This window comes from Mesorhizobium sp. P5_C1 (assembly GCF_054049815.1).
The window spans coordinates 1-969 of the sequence record NZ_JBFULQ010001122.1 but is presented as its reverse complement, the minus strand read 5'-3'; the positions used below and the strand labels follow the sequence as shown (position 1 = coordinate 969).

Here is a 969-nt window from a genome sequence, read left to right as displayed (position 1 = left end):
CCATCCGATTGACGAGCGCGACATAACGGGGATGAGCGCGGAGCGAGTCGAGGTCGCTATCCTGACGCATCCAAGGCATGCGCAAAATGAGGTAGGCATGTGATGCAGTTAGCTGACGTTCCAGGCAATCGATAGCCTGTTCCGCCTTGCCCAGCCTCGCATAAAAACAGCCTATGTTGTACTGAACCGCAATGTTGTCTCCGGCGAACATTTCAGCACGGGAGACCCACGACAGCGCGCGTTCAATCTCGCCATTTTCCACCAGCATTGCGGCGCCGTAACATAGCGCGGTGGCATTGTCGGGATGCGCTTTGACTTCCTTTTCCACTCCCAGCACACCTTGCCTTGCAGCTTCCTTGGCGTCGTCGCTGCGGCCAAGTGAAACATAGACCATCACTAGATTGGTCCAGACCCGATAGTCATCGGGTGACAACGATACGGCACGCTGGTACAGCGCGGCAGCTTTCTCGTATTGACCTTGAATGAAACAATTCCGGCCGTAAGAGAAATAGGTATCGGAAGAACTGGCGTCTAACTCTAAAGCTCGCTCGAACTCCACTTCCGCCTCGGCATACCGGCCATTTACGAAAAAGGCCCCGCCACGTGATGCGTGGGCATCGGCGAGACCTGGCTCAAGTTCCAGCGCCCGCGTACTGTTGGAAAGAACCGCCTCGAAGCTGGCATCGGGATCGTTGCAGGTCAACAGAAGCCACTCGCAATCAGCCAAAGCGGCATAAGCGCGCGCATAATTTGGGTCAATTTCAACAGCTCTGGCAAACAGTCGCTGCGCTGTCTTGATAAACTTGGTCTCGACTCCCCTATTGAGGAACGACCTGCCCATCAACAGCGTCTCGTAAGCCTCTGGGTTGTCGGTCGAGCGGTTTGTAATTGTCGCCAGTTCTTCGGGCAACAGCTTCACTTTGAGCACGTCGACAATGCTTTTGGATATCTCGTCCTGAAGGGCAAAGA

The 969-nt window shown here is 54.9% G+C and carries 1 protein-coding gene; it reads right to left on the bottom strand.

Features of this window, described 5'->3' with window-relative positions; translation table 11 throughout:
• On the bottom strand, positions 1-969 hold a 969-nt coding region (locus tag ACXJ7R_RS34320), incomplete at both ends, for a tetratricopeptide repeat protein (protein WP_457155669.1).